Raw genomic sequence first — 16702 nt, forward strand, 5'->3', positions numbered from 1 at the left:
CGCCGGGCCGCTGACCAAACGCCTACTGTTCGCTGATGGCCTTGAGCATCTGCGAGATCTGGCCCTGCCGGGTGCTGACCACGCGCTCGGCGTAGGCCATCGTCTCCGGGTTGGAGCCGTCCTTCTTCTCCGTGAGGGCCATCTCCACGGCGGCCCCCTGGTGCCCGGCCATCAGGTTGAGGTAGGTGAGGTCGAACTCGGCTCCGCTCTTCTCCTTGGTGTCGTTGATGACCTTGTCGTCGAGCAGCGGCTGACCGCCGTGAGCCGCGTGCAGGTTCGCGCCGCCCTCCTCCGGCTTGCCCCAGAGCTTCAACCACGACTTCAGCATGGAGAGCTCCTCCCGCTGGGTCGCGTCGATCGCGCCGGCGAGGTCCTTCGCCTCCTTCTTCGTGGCCTTCGCGAGCGCCAGCTGCGAGAGGCTGATGCCGAGTTGCAGGTGGTCCACCATCATCTGCGCGAACATCACGTCCGCGTCGTTGAACCTCGCGCCGGCGGCGGGAACGGGTGGTGCGGCGGAGGTGGCGCCGTGCCCGTGGCCTCCCTGGCCCGGTGGCACGATCGCCTCCCCGCCGCACCCCGCCAGCACCAGGACCGCGGCCGCGATCGCGATCACCAGGCGCCTCATCGGATCAGAGCTTCTGCCACAACGCCGCCGCGTTCGGTGGTTCCCAGCCGGTCAGCGAGGTGTGCGCCTGCAGGCACTTGTAGCTGGACCCGCCGTAGGTCACCTGCGCGCCGACCGCGTAGTACGTGTTCGGCGCCCACGTGCCACCGACGGGAGGGGCCGTCGTGGTCGTGGTGGTCGGTGGCGGTGTCGGGTCGCCACCGCCGCCACCGATGTTGATGTCGACGCAGGAGTAGAACGCCTTCACCGTGTCGGCGATGTTCCAGACCGCGCGGAGCTTCTGGCGGCCGGAGAACCCGCTCAGGTTGATGGTGTGCCGCACCGGGTCGACCGGCGCCGCGTTGCCGCCGTCGACGAAGGCCACGCGCGTGTTGCCGATGAAGTACTCGTAGTCGCGCGTGCGGTGCCGGGCGGTGAACGTCCAGGTCATCGTCAGGCTGGTGCCGGTGCTGGTGGCCTGCCACGGCTTGCTGTCGTCGTTGAGGACGGCGAAGTCCTTGCGATCCTCGCCGCTGCAGGTGACGAGACCTTTGTCGCCTTCGGCACTCTGCGGCTCCCACTCGGGACCACCGCAGTTCTTGACGACTCCGGAAGCACATTGCGCCTGCCGGCTGGGCGGCGAGGACACGTAGCCGTGCGCACTGGCCGAACCGACCGGCGTGATGAACACGATGACAGGGACCGCGGCCATGACCAGGGCCGCTTTTCGGGTGAGTTTCATCGTCCGAACTCCTTGGATCGTTCCCAAACGGGCTGGACCCGTGGCAGGGGGCGGGAACCGGGAGCGACCAGATCGCTCGCCGATCCAGTTTCGGGGTGGTCTAGACCATAAACCTGACTCCGGAAAGCGGTCAAGCAGTCACTGGTTCGCAACCGGAAATCGGTGACTGCCAACAAGTCCGCGTCGGCAAGTGGTCCTGTCCAATCACCGGACTGGTACTGGGTGCAAAGAAGCGTTTTCGCGGGTAGCCCGGGACATGCGCGATTTCACCCAGCCCGCCAGGGCGACAGGCCCCGGCGTAGTAGCCGACGGACCGGCCGGAGCGGCCACGGTGCTCGTGATCGATCCAGCAGGCGAAGCCTCGCACGACGAAATCCCCGCAACCTGGCGCGAGCTGGCCGACCGGTTGCGCATCGTCTGGCTCCGAGTCCCCGCCGCCCCGGAGTGGAAGTCCACAGTGGACAAGGTGCTCGACAAACACCGCGACGACCCGCGCACCGTCCTGCACGTGGTGACGAGCGGCCCGGTGGCAGCCGACGTGATCGACCTCGTCCGCCACCACGAGGACCTGGTCCGCTCGGTCCTGCTGGTGGACCCCGAAGTGGAAGTGCACGAGCCCTTCGCCCACGTGGTCGTCCGCTCGCACGGCGGCCCGGACGACCGAATCCCGGCCCCGCTCCCCCTGGGCCACCCCGACGTGGTCTTCAACGTGGTGAAGGCCCTCAACACCCTGAGCTCTTAGAACTTCCTCTGAACCGGACAGAACGGCCACCCGTATCCCTCACCAGGGAACACCGAGACGGGAGGCTTCATGCGTGCGCGTCTGCTCATCATCGTGCTAGGCCTGTTAGCACTGACAGGCTGCTCCAGCGTGGGCGGCAACACCGCCGGCGGCGAGCCGGCAGCCAACGAGGCGGACGCGACCTTCTCGCTGCGCATGATCCCCCACCACCGCCAAACGATCGAGATCGCCAAGGTCGCCGTGGAGCGCTCCAAGGACGACTTCGTCATCAACGTGGCCGACAAGATCGCCACAGCGGAAGCCGGCGAGATCGAGCAGATGTCCACCTATCTCCGCTCCTGGAACATCCCGATCCCGGGCGACGACGCCGCCACCACCCACAAGATGGCGGGCATGATGACCGCCAAGGACGTGGAAAGCCTGAAGGCGGCCCAGGGCAAGCAGTTCGACGACCTCTTCCTCGCCACGCTGTCCCGGCACCTGCGCAGCGGTGTGGACATGGCGAAGGAAGCCCAGACCCAGGGTGTGCACGTGGGATCCAAGGCTCTGGCAGGCAAGATCGTGGTCTCCCAAACCGAGGTGATCGACCAAATCGCCGCCAAGAAGAAGGCCTGACCGCACACCGGACCCCGCTCAGCCCCCAGCACACGCCCATCGCATCCGCGTGGTGGGCGTGTCGGCGTACCCGTGAGGAGTCGCGTTCCGGCGTGGTCGCTTTGGTCCTTTACCGAGCGCTGGTCTTTTCATCGCCGCTTCGCGACGATTGCGATTGGCGCTTGACTTCGGGGCCCTTGCGAGGCGCTGGTCGGCCTCAAAAGCCGGGCATGTAAAGCGCCCGGCCGATCCGAACACGGTAGCACCTCGCACCCAAAGTCATCTATGAAGGAGCGGGGCCGGTCAAGTCCCTTGTGGGGCTTGTTTTTCCGGGTTTTCGGCTGCTTGTGGCATGGCGTGTCCGGCGGCGGGGTCAACGACCGGCCGCAGGCCGCCCCGCCAGGGGCCGGAGGGTCTTGACGCCGCCGAGGGACACGTCACGCTGTTCGAGCCGAAAAACAGGCTCTGCTTGGTGTGGGGTCGCGTTCACCGTGCCGGGGTCTGTTCCCGGTGACAGGCCAGGATCGTCCTGGTTGCCGGTCATCTATTCGCAGGTGTGTGCGTGGTGGGATGCGACCGTGACCGGGCGGGGTCGATCAAGACCACGACCACGCCGGTGCGGGGGTCAGACTTCGGACGATCCGCGCCCGGTCACGACCAGGCCCGCGGCTCATGCCGCGGAGTCCGGTGAACTGGTTGTGGCCCGCGGGTTCAGCGCGCGGATGTGCCCGTCGCGCAGGCCGTAGTAGACCAGGGTGAGCAGCCGGCGGGCCACCGCGACGGTCGCGATGCCGCGGCCGCGGCGCTCGCGGATGCCGTCGCGGGTGGCGACCAGCCACCCCGCGCCGGCGGGGGTCTTCTGGGCGGCCTCGACCACCGCCCACCGCAGCAGCCGCGAGCCCTGTTTGGTGATGTGCCCGCGCCGCACGGTGCGGTCGGACTCGTGATGCCGGGGGTGAGCCCGGCCCACGAGCACAGCTGCCGCGGCCCGGCGAACCGGTGAACGTCACCGATCTCGGCGACGATCACCGCCGCGAGGATCGGGCCGATACCGGGGACCTGCTGGATCACCGCCCAGCCCGGGTCCCGGGCGGCCCGGCGCAGGACCAGGCCGGTGACGGTGCCGATCTCGAAACCGAACTCGTCGACCAGCCGGCACAGCGAGTTCACCCTGGCCCGGAACACCGGCTCCAGCGGGGCCGCCGCGAGCAGCGCACGCCCCCGCACCCCGAACAGGTCGGTCACCGGCAGCCGCAGGCCCTGCTTGGCCAGCACCCCGTGCACGCTCGCCTTCAACCCGGACCGCAGGCCGACCAGCCGGCACCGATACCGCACCAGCTCCCGCAACTCCCGCACCGCCGGCGGGGCGATCCACGCCTCGGGCAACCGGCCCATCCGCAGCAGATCCGCCAGATCCGCCGCATCCCGGTAGTCGTTCTTCACCCGCCGGGTCGCGAACCCCTTGATCCCCAAAGGATGCGCCAGATGCACGTTCGCGCCCGCCTCCGCGAGCGCGTCCGCGGCCCAGTACCAGCCATAGGTGGCCTCCAGCACCACCTCCGGCGCCCGGCCCGCCTTCGCGACCTCCGCCATCAACGCCATCGGATCGTTCACGACCCGCACCGCATCCAGCCGCTCACCCGCCGCGGTCATCCGCACGATCACCGAACGAGACCGGTGCAGATCGATCCCGACGAACTGTTTCCCGTCATACTCAGACACAGGGGCCTCCCTTGGAGTTGAAGTGAGCCAACCCGAGTGTCCGCTCGGGACCCACCAGGAGCGAGGCCCCGCTCCTTCATCGCATCAAGCACCAATCGCGGTGCGTACGTGGTTGAGTTTGTGCGGTCAGGTTCCGGAAATTACCGCTTCCCGGTTTTGCATTGCCCTGTCCGGCTCGCTTCGCTTCGCCACGCCGGTGCGGGGCTGGCGATTCACTCGATGGTGTTCATTTTCGGCCCCGATATTCACGTGATCTTGCGGTAAATTAGAACACGTGAGCGACCCCAGCCTTCCCCTCCTCTCCACCGGCGAGCTGCTGCGCGGCATCGTCGACGAGGTGACGGAATCCCGGGCCCGCGATTATGCGATCATGCAGAAAATCGCCGAATTGAACCGGCGCGGCGCCGCCACCGAACTCGGCTACAAAAACCTTGCACTCGTGCTGCGCGACGCGGTCCGCTGGGACAAGAACACCGCCACACGGTGGGTCGAGCAGGCCGCGAAGCTGAGCGGTGAGATCACCCCGACCGGCAGCGAGATCACCGCCCGGCTCCCGATCACCGCCACCGCCGCCGCCGAGGGCGCCCTGTCGATCGAGCACGTCGCGGTGGTCGCCGAGGCGATGCAGACGCTGCCCGCCGACCGTGAGGCGCAGCTGGTCGACTACGCCCGCCAGTTCGAGCCTGCCCTGGTGCGTGCCCTGGGCAAGAAGCTGATCTACGGGTTGTTCCAGAACGACCCCGAACCGACAGATCCCCAGCCCGAGCCCGCCTGCTCCCGTAACCGGCTGGCGCTGCGCCAGACCAGGGACGGGGTGGTGAAGTACGCCGGGACGATGGACCCGGTCACCGGCGCGACGTTGATGGCGGCGCTGGGCCCGCTGGCCAAACCCCGCCCCGCCACCGCCGAGGGCCCCGACCCGCGCACGCTGGACGAGCGGCAGGGCGACGCCCTGGCCGAACTGCTCGATCTGGTGTTGCGCGCGGACGTGCTGCCCGAACACGGCGGCGAAGCCGTCGCGCTGACGGTGACCGTGGACTACGACGACCTGGCCGAGCAGGCCGGGGCGGCGACGCTGGACAACGGCGTGCACCTCCCCGCCGACCAGGTCCGCCAGCTCGCCTGCAGCGCCGGGATCCTCCCGATCGTGCTGGGCAGCCGGTCCCAGCCGCTCAACGTGGGCCGCCGGTCCCGGCTGTTCACCTCCGGCATCCGCCGCGCCCTGGTCGCCCGCGACCACGGCTGCGCCTTCCCCGGCTGCACCCGCCCCCCGAAACACTGCGACGCCCACCACATCCAGCACTGGGCCGACGGCGGCGACACCTCCCTCGACAACGGCGTGCTGCTGTGCCGCCACCACCACACCCTCATCCACCGCAGCGGCTGGGACGTCACCATCGAACACGGCGTCCCGGTCTTCTACCCGCCCGCCTGGCTCGATCCCGAGCGCAGACCCAGACGCAACCAGCTCCACACCGCCGCCTAACCCCGACCGCGAGGGACGCGAACGGACCCCACCACCATCACGTCGACCGCCACGGCCGTGCAGCACCACCACGGCCGTGGCACAACCATGCCCAAAACGCGGGACGGCCAGCAGCGGCAACGCCGCGCGGAACCGACAAAGCCACGACACCGACGAGGCTCTGACACTGGCGAGGCCGTGGCGCCGACAAGGCGATGACACGGGCAAGGCGCTGGCACCGGGCAAGCTGCGGCACCGGGTGGGCAAGCAGTGCCCTGGACATGCAGGCACCGAGCAGGCAGCGGCACCCGTCAGGTAGCGACACTCCCGGAGGCAGCGGCTCCGACGAAGCAGCAGCTTCGGAAAGGCGGCGGTATCGACCCAAGCGGTGCCTCGGATCGGGCAGCGGCATCGGGAAAACACAGGAATCAGCAATGCCGAAGACAAGAACCGATCCCGCTATGGCAATTCGAAGCGAGCTGCAAACCTCCGCCGCTCACATGGCCAATGGCGAAGCCGCGGCAGACCCGAAGCCGCGATGGCGCAGCCGAGCCGGACAGACCAATTCAGAACCGGGTAGCGGTAATTTGCGGAACCCGACCGCCTAACGCGACCACGCACGCTCGCGATTGGTGCTTGACTTTGGGTGCGAGGTGCTACCGTGTTCGGATCGGCCGGGCTCTTTATGCCCGGCTTTTAGAGGCCGACCAGCGCCTCGCAAGGGCCCCGAAGTCAAGCGCCAATCGCAATCGTCGCGAAGCGGCGATGAAAAAACCAGCGCTCGGTAAAAGCCCGCGCAACCACCTACACAAGGCGACCGAACCCGCCCAGGCAACCCCTCCGCTGGAACCGTAACCGCTCACCCTGGACAAAAACCAATCGGCACCCGAACCAGGAGATCAATACCCTCCCCACCATGTACCCACAGGTGGAGCCCTACGCCCAGGGCATGCTCGAAGTAGGCGACAACCAGCGAATCCACTGGGAAGCAAGCGGCAACCCAACCGGCAAACCCGCGGTCGTCTTCCACGGCGGCCCAGGCTCTGGCTCCAGCCCGCGATGGCGCGAGGACTTCGACCCGGAACACTGGAACCTGATCCTCTGGGATCAGCGGGGCACCGGCAGGAGCACCCCACCGGTCAGCGACCCGGCCACCAGCATGGAGCACAACACCACCCAGCACCTCATCGACGACGCCGAGAAGCTGCGGGAACACCTCGGCATCGAGAAGTGGTTGCTGGCAGGCGGTTCCTGGGGCTCGACCCTGATCCTCGCCTACGCCATCCAGCACCCGGACAGGGTCAGTGAGATCGTCATCCCTGCCGTGACAGCGGGGCGCCCGGAAGAAATCGAGTGGATCACGAGGGGCCTGGGGCTGTTCTTCCCGGACTACTTCGAGGCCTTCCAGAACGGTGTCCCGGCAGAAGACCGGGAAGGCAACCTGGCCCGCGCCTACAACAAGCTCCTCAACGACCCCGACCCGGCGGTTCGCGAGAAAGCCGCCTGGGACTGGAACAAGTGGGATCTGTCCACGATGACCGGCGGCGACAACGACTTCACTGGCACGAGCTACGGAGACCCGGTGGTGCGCTACCAGATGGCCAGGACCGTCACCCACTACTGGGGCAACGACTGCTTCCTGGAGCCGACCTACATCTTCGACAACCTGGGCAGGCTCAAGGGCATCCCGGGCGTGCTGATCCACGGGCGCAACGACTTCGGCGGGCCGCTGCGCACCGCGTGGGAGATCGCCAAGCGGTGGCCCGACGCCGAACTGGTGATTCTGAACGACGCGGGCCACCAGGCGAAGGACGGCAGCAGCATGGGCAAAGCCATCGCCGAGGCCGTCGAGAAATTCCGTTAGGGCGCAACGGGTCCGGGTCGGTGGTACAGGTCCTCACCGGCCCACCGGATCCGGTCGGAGAAGCCGAACCCCGGTGCCGCGACGAAGTTCGCCGCGTCGTCCACCGAGCCCGAGCCGTCGTACTTGGCGCGCAACGGATACGGGAACACCGGGCGGGTGCGCACGACGTTGCCCTCGGAGTCACGGCCGGAAGCGACTACCCGTGCGGGTGCCGCGCCGCCCTCGACCCACGAGACCAGCGCCGGGAACGGGTCGAAGTCGGTCAACGTGTCGCCACCGGAGCAGTGCCACATCGACGGCACGACGAACAGGCGGGCCCAGTCCTGGGATCGGCCGCCGGTCAGGCGCTGCCAGTAGTCGAGTGTGCCTTCGAACGGGATGCCCTGGTCGCCTGCGCCGTGCCAGATGATCAGTTTGCCGCCCGCGCGGCGGAACTCGCGCAGGTCCAGGGACATCGCGTTGGCCTTCACCGTTTCCGGTACCAGGCGGCGGAACTCGCGCAGCGTGAACTCGAACGAGGCCAGCGACGAGTGTGGCTTGCCGATCGGGTACACGAGGTGCTTCAACGCGTTGTCCGCCAAGCCGGCGGAGATCGCCTGGCCGAACTCCGGCGTCGGGTTGAGCCAGAACGTCCACGACACCTCCGACCCGTACGCCTGGCCACCGGGATACAGCCGCACGCCGGCGTCGGACGGGCCGGCGTAGAGGCGGTGGACGCGGGCGATCTCATCGGCGGTCAGCTGGCCCGCCAACGACGAGGGGTCGAACCTGCACAGCCTCGGGTCCTCGATCTGGCCGTCCACCAAGCCGTCGAGGCCGTCGCACGACTTCATCACCGCGTTGTGCAACAACAGGATCTTGTCGTTCGGGATGGCGTTGCGGGCGATCCACGCCTGGTAGGCGATCAGCGCGGTGTAGGTGAACGCCGGTGCGGCCGAGATGATGCCGTCGAAGTCGTGCGGGTAGCGCTGCGCCAGCAGCAGGGCTTCGCGGCCGCCGTTGGAGCAGCCGTTGAAGTACGACTTGCGCGGCGCAAAGCCGTAGAACACCGAGATGATCCGCTTCGACACCTTCGACAACGCGTGCGGTGCGCGGTAGAAGTAGTCGTCGCGGGCCTGCTGGTTGTCGATCGCCCAGGTCGTGTCGAAACCGTTCTCCGGCGTCACCTGGTGACCGTCGTCGGTCGCGGCCACCGCTGCGTTGCCGAACGCCGGTCCGCAGCCCTGCGGAAAGGCCGGATCGCCGATGATTCCGCAGAATCCGCCACATCCGTACTGGAGGTAGCGGCCCTGATAGCCGCGCGTCGGCAGTTTCAGCTGGAAGCCGATGTTCGGCTCGATCGTGCCGCGCACGTCGCAGAATTCCGTTGCACCGGAGACGACCGAGGCTGACGTGACGCGGGTCCGGGCGTCCGGCACGTCGTACGAACGCACCAGGTCGGCACACGAACGCACCGGACGCGAACCCTGATCGGCGGCAACGGCGGGAGCAATCCCCGCTCCCACCAGCAACACCGAAAGAACCACAACGAACAACTTGCGATGCATAGCGTCCTTCCCCCTGTAGACGGACGTACAGGGGGAAGTCTTGCAGCTATCCGACGTGCACGCGTGGCCGTCGGGAAGGATCCGACTCCGCCGAGCGGATGATCTCGCGTACAACCGGAGGCGTATCCCCGCGGCCGAGAATCAGGTACCGGAAGAGGTGCCCGAGCGGATTTCCTTCCGACCACTCGAAGTGCGCGTGCGGGATCACGCCGGTGGAGTCGCGCAGCGCGAGCAGGATCGCCGCGATCGCGTTCGGTGCGGCGGGAGCGGACGCGCGCAGCACGCGATGTCCGTCGACCTCGACGCCCTGCACGCACAGCACGTGGCTGAACGAGGACGGGTCGACGATGTCGATCTCCAGGAAGATCACGTCCGCCGAGCCCGGCACCGGGTTGATGCCGCGCTGCTCGGTCTCCTTCTCGTCGTACTCCTGCTTGTCACCGGCCTGGCGGCGGTTCGCGATCAACGTGATCCGGCCGTCGTTCTCGATCGTGTCGGTGATGAACTGACGTGCCTTCTCGTCGAACTTGATCTTGTCGACACGCAGCTCGGTGGTGCGGGAAACGCGTGACACCAGCGAGATCACGACGATGCCGAGGATGAAGCCGAACGAGATCGTGATGCCGTCCGGCTTCTCGATCACGTTCTCCACCAGCGCGTACAGCAGCACCAGCGTCAGCACGGTGAAGCCGATGATCGCGCCGCGCTGCTTCTTGCGCCACGCGGACACCGTCACCGCGAACGAGCCGGACACCATCATCGCCAGGATTCCCGTGGCGTACGCGCCGGCCTGCGCGTTGACGTCGGCGTTGAAGATGATCGTGATGATGATGCAGATGACCGTGTAGACGATCACGACGGGACGGACCGCGCGGCCCCATTCCGGTGCCATGCCGTAGGAAGGCAGGTACCGCGGGACGATGTTGATCAGGCCGGCCATCGCGGACGCGCCGGCGAACCACAGGATGAGGATGCTGCTGATGTCGTAGACCGTGCCGAACGCCTCACCGAGCAGCTCGTGCGCGAGGTACGCGAGCGCTCGGCCGTTCGCGGGGCCGCCCGGCGCGAACTTGTCCTGCGGCACCAGCACGGTGGTGATGAACGACGTCGCGATCAGGTACACCGACATGATCAACGCGGCGGTCGTGAGCAGCTTGCGGGTGTTGCGCACCCGGCTCTCCATCTGCTCCTCCGGCGTCTTCCCGGAGGCCGAGACCAGCGGCATCATGCTGACGCCCGTCTCGAAGCCGGACAGACCGAGCACCAGCAACGGGAACGCGAGAATCGCCGGTCCGACGACACCGAAGACCCCGTTGCCGTGCGACCCCAGCGCGTCGAGCCACCGCTGCAACGCGTCCGGCGTCGCGAACACGTCCACCATGCCCACCACGGCCACGACGGCGTTCAGCGCCAGGAAGACCACCACGAGCGGGATCGCGACGCCCACGGCCTCGCTGAAGCCCATCAGGAACACGCCGCCGAGGATCAGCAGCAGAACGATCGTCAACGCGAGCTCGTAGCCGCGCAACGACTCCGGGACGTACGGGTTCTCCAGCGCGTGCACCGAGGCGTCGGCCGCGGACAGGGTGATCGTGATGATCCACGACGTCGCCACGAACCCGAGCAGCACCAGCACGAAGACCTTGCCCCGCCAGAACGGCAGCAGGTCCTCGAGCATCGCCACCGAGCCCTGCCCGTGCGGGCTCTCCTTCGCCACCCGCCGGTACATCGGCAGCATGCCGAGCAACGTCAGCGCCACGATCAGCAAGGTCGCGAGCGGCGACAGGGCACCGGCGGCCAGCGCGGCGATACCCGGCAGGTACGACAGCGTGGAGAAGTAGTCGACGCCGGTCAGCGTCATGACCTTCCACCACGCGTGCGGCTTGGCGTGCGACTCGTTGCTCTCCGGGCCGCTGGGAGCCACCCGGTCGGCGAGCAACCACCGCGCGACCGGTCCGCCCGGAGGGTCCGGCCGTTCCGGGCTCGGGACCTCTGCAGGGATGGCGTACTCCGTGCTCATGGCGCAGAGCATGCCACTACCCGACGATCAAGGCCTGAAGTCGGCGGGGAATCCAGCCTCCTGAACGGACAAACCGGACGGACGCAGCGTGCCGATGCTGCCCTGCGTGTGCAGGTCCAGGAACAGGTCGACGACGTCCGGATCGAACTGCTGACCTCGGCCTGCCCAGAGCTCGCGCCGGGCCCGGTTCTCGTCCAGCGCGGTCTGGTGTGGACGGTTTGACCGCATCGCGGCCCAAGCCACGCATACGGACAAGATGCGGGCCTCTGCCCTGATGTCCGCGCCGCGCAGCCCGTCGGGGTAGCCGTCGCCGTCGTAGCGCTCGTGCTGCTGCCTGATCACGTGCGCGACGCCCGCGAACCCCGGCACCATCCGTGCGAGCCGGTAGCCGAAGTCGGGGTGCTGGCGCAGCAGCCGCCACTCCTCCTCCGACAGCGCACCCGGCTTGGTGAGCACCACCTCGGGAATGATGATCTTGCCGATGTCGTGCAGGCGCCCGGCCAGCTGCGCGACCCTGATCGTCGGCGCGTCGAGCCCGAACTCCGCCGCCGCCACGCCCGCCCAGCGCGACACCGAGCGGCTGTGGTCGTAGCGGTGCAGCCACCCGTCCACCCTGTCGGCGACCTGGCAGAGGAACTCCGCCATCGCGCCGTCGGTGTCCGGGTCGACCGCGGGCAGCGGCTCCGGGCCGACCGCGATCCGGTTGCGCCCCGCCGCCTTCGCCGCGTACAGCGCCCTGTCCGCGATCACCACGATGTCGTCGGGGCCGTCGCCGTGCGTCGGGAAGCTCGCCGAGCCGACCGACACCGTGACGGACAACGGGATGTCGTCGTTGCCCGCGTTGACCGGGATCGGCTTCTCCGCGACGCGTTCGCGCAGCCGGTTCGCGATCACGGACAGCCTGCCGGGGCCCGCGTCCGGCACGAGCAGCGCGAACTCCTCGCCGCCGTACCGCGCGAGCACCTCACCCGACCTCGACGCCGCGCGCAGCCGTGCCGCGACCTCCATCAGCACGTCGTCGCCCGCCGGGTGGCCGTAGTTGTCGTTGATCGACTTGAAGCGGTCGACGTCGATGATGAACACCGCGACCGAGCCCTCGCTGCGGCGTGCGCGAGCGATCTCCAACGGCAGCTGTGCTTCGAAGAACCTGCGGGTGTGCAGACCGGTGAGGCTGTCGGTGATGGCGAGCTTGCGCTGGTCGGCCACGAGCCCCGCGAGCCTGGCGATGATCAGCAACGACAGCAGCGCGCCACCCGCCGCCAGCACCAGGACGTCCTGCGACGACTTGACGTCGTGGATGAGCATCAGCACCGGCGCGGCGAGTGCGGCCGACGACAGCGCGATGATCCGGCCGCGGCTCAAGCCGACGTCCTTGACGTGCGCGCGGTCGACGAGACGCGCCATCGTCGGGTGCAGCGCGGCCGCACCCATGCACAGGTTGGCCGACAACCAGATGGCGTCGAGGAAGTTGCCCGCGTGGTAGCTGCCGTCGAGGCGCTGCAGCACGTAGATCGTGTCGGCCGTCAGGATTCCCAGCAGGTTCGCCGTCAGCAGGACGAACGCGCGCGGCCGCGGCCCTGCGCCGAAGATCAAACGAAGTGCCACCACGAAGAGCGCGAGATCCATCATCGGATAGCCGAGCGACGCGATCTTCACGAGCGCCGGCGACGTGAGCCTGGCCTGCGGGCCGATCACGAAAAGCCAGGACGCCATGCCCGCGACGACGGCGAGGACGGCGGCGTCGAGCAGGCTCGGCAGGTCGAGTCCCGGAGCGCGGCGGCGGATCAGCAGGATCACACCGGCGACCATCAGCGGGTAATGGCCGAGGTAGAAGATGTCCGCGTACGAGGGGTAATCGTCGTATCTGAAGACGTAGTGCGCTGTGTAGAACGTGAGGTCGGCGATCGCGTAAACGACCTGGCTGAGTGCCAGGAACACCCACGGCCGCCTCCATTGGGGACGGTTGCGGCGCACCCCGGTGAATGTCGCGATCGCAGCCGACGCGCTGATCGCGCAGTAGAGCACCACTCGTACCGTCTGACCCGTTGTCCCCGCAGGGCTGACCGGAATCAGGTAGTAGACGCCCAGCAGCAGGTGACCTGCCACCAGGTACATCCACCACACTCCGGTCCGGCCGGCACGGAAGATGGTCACACGAGACCCCTCGTTCTACGACTTGGTCGAGCCAGGTGATGATGCCCGACTTGGGATGATCGCGGCACCGCCGTTACTCCAATGAGGTGACCACTATTACGGACGCTACCGCAAATCCCTGTTCTGTTTTCACGTGAAAGAAAACCGAGTGCCGTTGCGGCAGCCGGGTACGCCGGCTCACCCAATCCGCCCACGAGTGCGTCCGGCGCGTGATCCCGGGTGTGTCGCCGATCGGTGCCCGCGGGTGGTCCCCGATCGATTTTTGCACGACTTTTCCCCGCCTGAGCGTGATTCGGACACCTCGTACCACGGAGATCGCGTGCATGATCGCGCGTTCGACCTGTTGGCGGACACCCGAGGGGTGCAACGCGGGCCCGTGTCGACGGCCGCGGTGATTTTCGTACGGCCGTCCCGGACATCTCTTCCGAATTGTCGACCGTAGACCTTCGTAGTTAACCGTTGCTGGTACGGGGCGGACCGACAATGGCATCTGTCCATCCAATGTGGACGCACTGCGGACGTGTCCTGGCCGTAGCGGCCACAACAGTGTTTTCGACCCGATATCGTTGCCCGTGTGGACGGCGTGAGGTTCGGGGTGCTTGGGCCGCTGCTCGTCACGCACGGGCAGCGGGACGTGCGCATCTCCGCTGGTCAGCCCCGCCAGGTCCTGGTGCTGCTGCTTCTGCACGCCGGTCAGACCGTCAGCGTCGACCACCTCATGTCGATCCTGTGGGACGGCGATCCACCCGCCAGCGCGCGCAAAGCCGTGCAGGTGCACGTTTCGCAGCTCAGACGGGCTCTCAAGGACCTGCCGGGCGTCTCGCTCGAGTGGTCGCGCCAGGGGTACCGGCTCGACATCCCGGACCGGTCGCTCGACCTGCAGCTGTTCCGCGAGACCGAGGACCCCGACGAGGCGCTGAGTCACTGGCGCGGTCCCGCCCTGGCCGAGCTGACCACGAACACGCAGCTCGCGAACCAGCTGGAGGAGGAGCGGCTCGGGGCGATCGAGCGACGTGTCGACAAAGCGATCAAGGAGGGCCGCCACCACGAGGTCGTCGGCGAGCTGACCGGGTACGTCACCCAACACCCCACCAGGGAACGGCTGCGCGGCGCGCTCATGGTCGCGTTGCACCGCAGCGGGCGGCAGGCGGACGCGCTCAGGGTCTACGACGAGGGCAGGCGGCACCTGGCGGACGAGCTCGGCCTCGATCCGGGGCAGGAGCTCAAGGACCTGCACTCGGCGATCCTGCAGGGCGACATCCCCGCCGTGCCGCGGGAGCTGCCCAAGGCCCCCGAACCGTTCGTGGGACGCCGCGCCGAGATCGAGCTGATCACCAGCTCGCCGGACACCGTGATCGCCGTGCACGGCCCCGGCGGGCAGGGCAAGAGTGCTCTCGCCACCGCTGCGGCCCACGCGATGGCGGAACGTTTCCCGGACGGCCAGTTGTACGTGGACCTGCACGGCGCCACGCCGGGCCGTTCACCGCTCTCCTCGGCCGAGGTGCTCAGGAGGTTCCTGCGCGCGCTCGGCACGCCACCGCTCGCGGTGCCCACGGACACGTCGGAAGCCGCCGCGCTCTACCGGTCGACGCTCGCCCGGCGCAAGGTCCTGGTCGTGCTGGACAACGCGGTGGACGCGGCGCAGGTCGGCCCGCTGCTGCCCGGCGAGGCGGGGTCGGCGGTCCTGATCACCAGCCGCCGGATGCTGGCGACGCTCGGCGCGCGGCACGTCCGGCTCGACCCGTTGCCGGAAGAAGACGCCGTGAAGCTGCTGGGCGACGACGGCGAGGCGGCCAGGCAGGTCGCGAAGGCCTGCGACTACCTGCCGCTGGCTCTCACGATCGCGGCCGCACGGCTGCGGAGCCGGCCGGACTGGACGACGCGGACGCTGGCCAAGCGGCTCGCGGACCAGCGGCACCGGCTGGACGAGCTGAACTTCGACGACCTCGGCGTGCGGACGAGCTTCCAGCTGAGCTTCGAGGGGCTTAACGACTCGTCGACCAGGGCGTTCATCCTGTTGTGCTGCCTCAACGTGCCGACGGTCAGCGAGTCGACGGCACAGGCGCTGCTCGGGCAGGACGACGTGGACCGCGTGCTGGATCCGTTGGTGGACGCCAAGCTCGTGGAGCCGTGCGGGCCGGAGCGGTACCGCGTGCACGACCTGCTGAGGCTCTTCGGCGCCGAGCACCCCAACGACGAGAAGCACGACGCTCTCGCCCGTGCGCTCGCGCACTACCGCGAGACTCTCACCGCGGCATTGAAGAAGCTGCGCCCGCACGCGTACGGCGCGCTCACGAACTCGGCCACGCAACAGGATCTCGCCGAGCCGTTGCAGTGGCTCACCGACGAGGCGGAGAACCTGCTGGCGGCGGCACGGTCCACGATGGCGGAGCCGGCGCTGGCCGAGCACGCCCTGGCGATCGCGCACATGCTCTACCCGCATCTGTTCAAACAGGACAGGGTCGCCGACCTGGTCGAGCTCGGCCAGATCGCTCTGCGGGCAGCGCGCACGATCGGCACCTCCGCCGCGTTGCAGACCGCGCTTCTGGTGCAGTCCGCGGCCAATCGCCGGATCGGTGAGTTCGAGACCGCGCTCGCCCAGCTCGAAGGGGTGCTGGATGCACGAGCGGACGACCCGTTCGGACAGGGCCGCGCGCTCGCGGGCATCGGCACGATCCACCGCGAACTCGGCGATCTCGACCGGGCGGAGAGCACGCTCGCGGAGGCCGTCAGGCTCATCGAGGATCACGGACCCGCTGGTGCGCAACGGGTTCCGCTCTCGGCGCTGGCCCAGGTGCACCAGGTCGCCGGACGGTACGAGCAGGCGCTCGAAGCGGCGACCGAGAGCCTGCGGTACGCCCGTGGGGACCAGGACGCCGCCGGAACCGCGTACGCGCTGGCGTCGCAGGGCCAGGCGCTGTTCAAGCTCGGCCGGCTGGACGAGGCCGCGATCGCGCTGGACGAGTGCATCGACCTGTGCCGGGCCACGGGCGAGCACAACGACGAGTGGCAGGCTCTGCTGTGCCGCGCGGAGGTGCTGCTGGCCGCAGGGAAGACCGAAGAGGCCACAATGGACGCTCAGCGCTGCCTGGAGATCACCAGCGCGCGCGGCGACCGGTACGGCGAGGGCGTCGCCCATCGCGTGCTCGCCAAGGCAGGGCTGGAAAAGCACGCGGACCGGGCGGCCGAACTGCTCGGCACACCCGGTCTGCGCAAGGACACCCTGCTGGAAAGCGTGATCAGCTAGA

Annotated in this window: 10 protein-coding genes and 1 pseudogene; 5 read left to right on the forward strand and 6 right to left on the reverse strand. The window is 68.4% G+C overall.

What is annotated here, in order from left to right; genetic code table 11:
* Nucleotides 1-22: 22 nt before the first annotated feature.
* Together JOD27_RS15065 and JOD27_RS15070 are read right to left on the reverse strand one after the other, a co-directional pair.
* A complete protein-coding gene (locus tag JOD27_RS15065) occupies nt 23-625 on the reverse strand; it encodes a DUF305 domain-containing protein (protein WP_204762872.1) in 603 nt (200 codons plus the stop codon).
* Nucleotides 626-629: 4 nt separating this feature from the next.
* Entirely contained in the window at nt 630-1346 is a 717-nt protein-coding gene (locus JOD27_RS15070) for a lytic polysaccharide monooxygenase (protein WP_204762873.1), read from the reverse strand.
* Nucleotides 1347-1602: 256 nt separating this feature from the next.
* On the opposite strand from JOD27_RS15070, the gene JOD27_RS15075 reads away from it, so the two are divergent.
* Both JOD27_RS15075 and JOD27_RS15080 read left to right on the forward strand, forming a co-directional pair.
* Nucleotides 1603-2088, forward strand: coding sequence for a hypothetical protein (locus JOD27_RS15075; protein WP_204762874.1), 486 nt, complete (start codon nt 1603-1605; stop codon nt 2086-2088).
* Nucleotides 2089-2157: 69 nt separating this feature from the next.
* Nucleotides 2158-2703, forward strand: coding sequence for a DUF305 domain-containing protein (locus tag JOD27_RS15080; RefSeq protein WP_204762875.1), 546 nt, complete (start codon nt 2158-2160; stop codon nt 2701-2703).
* Nucleotides 2704-3352: 649 nt separating this feature from the next.
* Here the strand turns inward: JOD27_RS15080 and JOD27_RS15085 are convergent.
* Nucleotides 3353-4404: pseudogene (locus tag JOD27_RS15085) on the reverse strand (IS110 family RNA-guided transposase).
* A 274-nt stretch (nt 4405-4678) separates the two neighbouring features.
* Between JOD27_RS15085 and JOD27_RS15090 the strand changes: the two are divergent.
* Both JOD27_RS15090 and pip read left to right on the forward strand, forming a co-directional pair.
* The gene (locus JOD27_RS15090) at nt 4679-5890 is read left to right on the forward strand and encodes an HNH endonuclease signature motif containing protein (RefSeq protein WP_204762877.1); all 1212 of its coding nucleotides are present in this window, start codon (nt 4679-4681) and stop codon (nt 5888-5890) included.
* An 895-nt stretch (nt 5891-6785) separates the two neighbouring features.
* Nucleotides 6786-7733 (forward strand): prolyl aminopeptidase, encoded by a 948-nt coding sequence (gene pip, locus JOD27_RS15095; RefSeq protein WP_204762878.1) that lies wholly within the window; start codon nt 6786-6788, stop codon nt 7731-7733.
* Here the strand turns inward: pip and JOD27_RS15100 are convergent.
* Genes JOD27_RS15100 through JOD27_RS15110 form a run of 3 tightly spaced genes read right to left on the reverse strand, consistent with a single transcriptional unit; the run spans nt 7730 to nt 13454 of the window.
* Nucleotides 7730-9280, reverse strand: a complete 1551-nt coding sequence (locus tag JOD27_RS15100) for a tannase/feruloyl esterase family alpha/beta hydrolase (RefSeq protein ID WP_204762879.1) — start codon at nt 9278-9280, stop codon at nt 7730-7732. The genes pip and JOD27_RS15100 overlap by 4 nt on opposite strands.
* A 46-nt stretch (nt 9281-9326) precedes the next feature.
* Nucleotides 9327-11300 (reverse strand): APC family permease, encoded by a 1974-nt coding sequence (locus tag JOD27_RS15105; protein WP_204762880.1) that lies wholly within the window; start codon nt 11298-11300, stop codon nt 9327-9329.
* 27 nt (nt 11301-11327) lie between these two features.
* Nucleotides 11328-13454, reverse strand: a complete 2127-nt coding sequence (locus JOD27_RS15110; protein ID WP_307830136.1) for a bifunctional diguanylate cyclase/phosphohydrolase — start codon at nt 13452-13454, stop codon at nt 11328-11330.
* A 574-nt stretch (nt 13455-14028) separates the two neighbouring features.
* On the opposite strand from JOD27_RS15110, the gene JOD27_RS15115 reads away from it, so the two are divergent.
* A complete protein-coding gene (locus JOD27_RS15115; RefSeq protein ID WP_204762881.1) occupies nt 14029-16701 on the forward strand; it encodes an AfsR/SARP family transcriptional regulator in 2673 nt (890 codons plus the stop codon).
* The last annotated feature ends 1 nt before the right edge of the window (nt 16702 follow it).

Origin of the sequence: Lentzea nigeriaca (assembly GCF_016907955.1) — a bacterium.
Taxonomy (GTDB): domain Bacteria; phylum Actinomycetota; class Actinomycetes; order Mycobacteriales; family Pseudonocardiaceae; genus Lentzea; species Lentzea nigeriaca.

Coding starts and splice junctions, on each gene's coding strand:
- JOD27_RS15065 (WP_204762872.1), bottom strand. CDS start 625: ATGAGGCGCCTGGTGATCGCGATCGCGGCCGCGGTCCTGGTGCTGGCG.
- JOD27_RS15070 (WP_204762873.1), bottom strand. CDS start 1,346: ATGAAACTCACCCGAAAAGCGGCCCTGGTCATGGCCGCGGTCCCTGTC.
- JOD27_RS15075 (WP_204762874.1), top strand. CDS start 1,603: ATGCGCGATTTCACCCAGCCCGCCAGGGCGACAGGCCCCGGCGTAGTA.
- JOD27_RS15080 (WP_204762875.1), top strand. CDS start 2,158: ATGCGTGCGCGTCTGCTCATCATCGTGCTAGGCCTGTTAGCACTGACA.
- pip (WP_204762878.1), top strand. CDS start 6,786: ATGTACCCACAGGTGGAGCCCTACGCCCAGGGCATGCTCGAAGTAGGC.
- JOD27_RS15100 (WP_204762879.1), bottom strand. CDS start 9,280: ATGCATCGCAAGTTGTTCGTTGTGGTTCTTTCGGTGTTGCTGGTGGGA.
- JOD27_RS15105 (WP_204762880.1), bottom strand. CDS start 11,300: ATGAGCACGGAGTACGCCATCCCTGCAGAGGTCCCGAGCCCGGAACGG.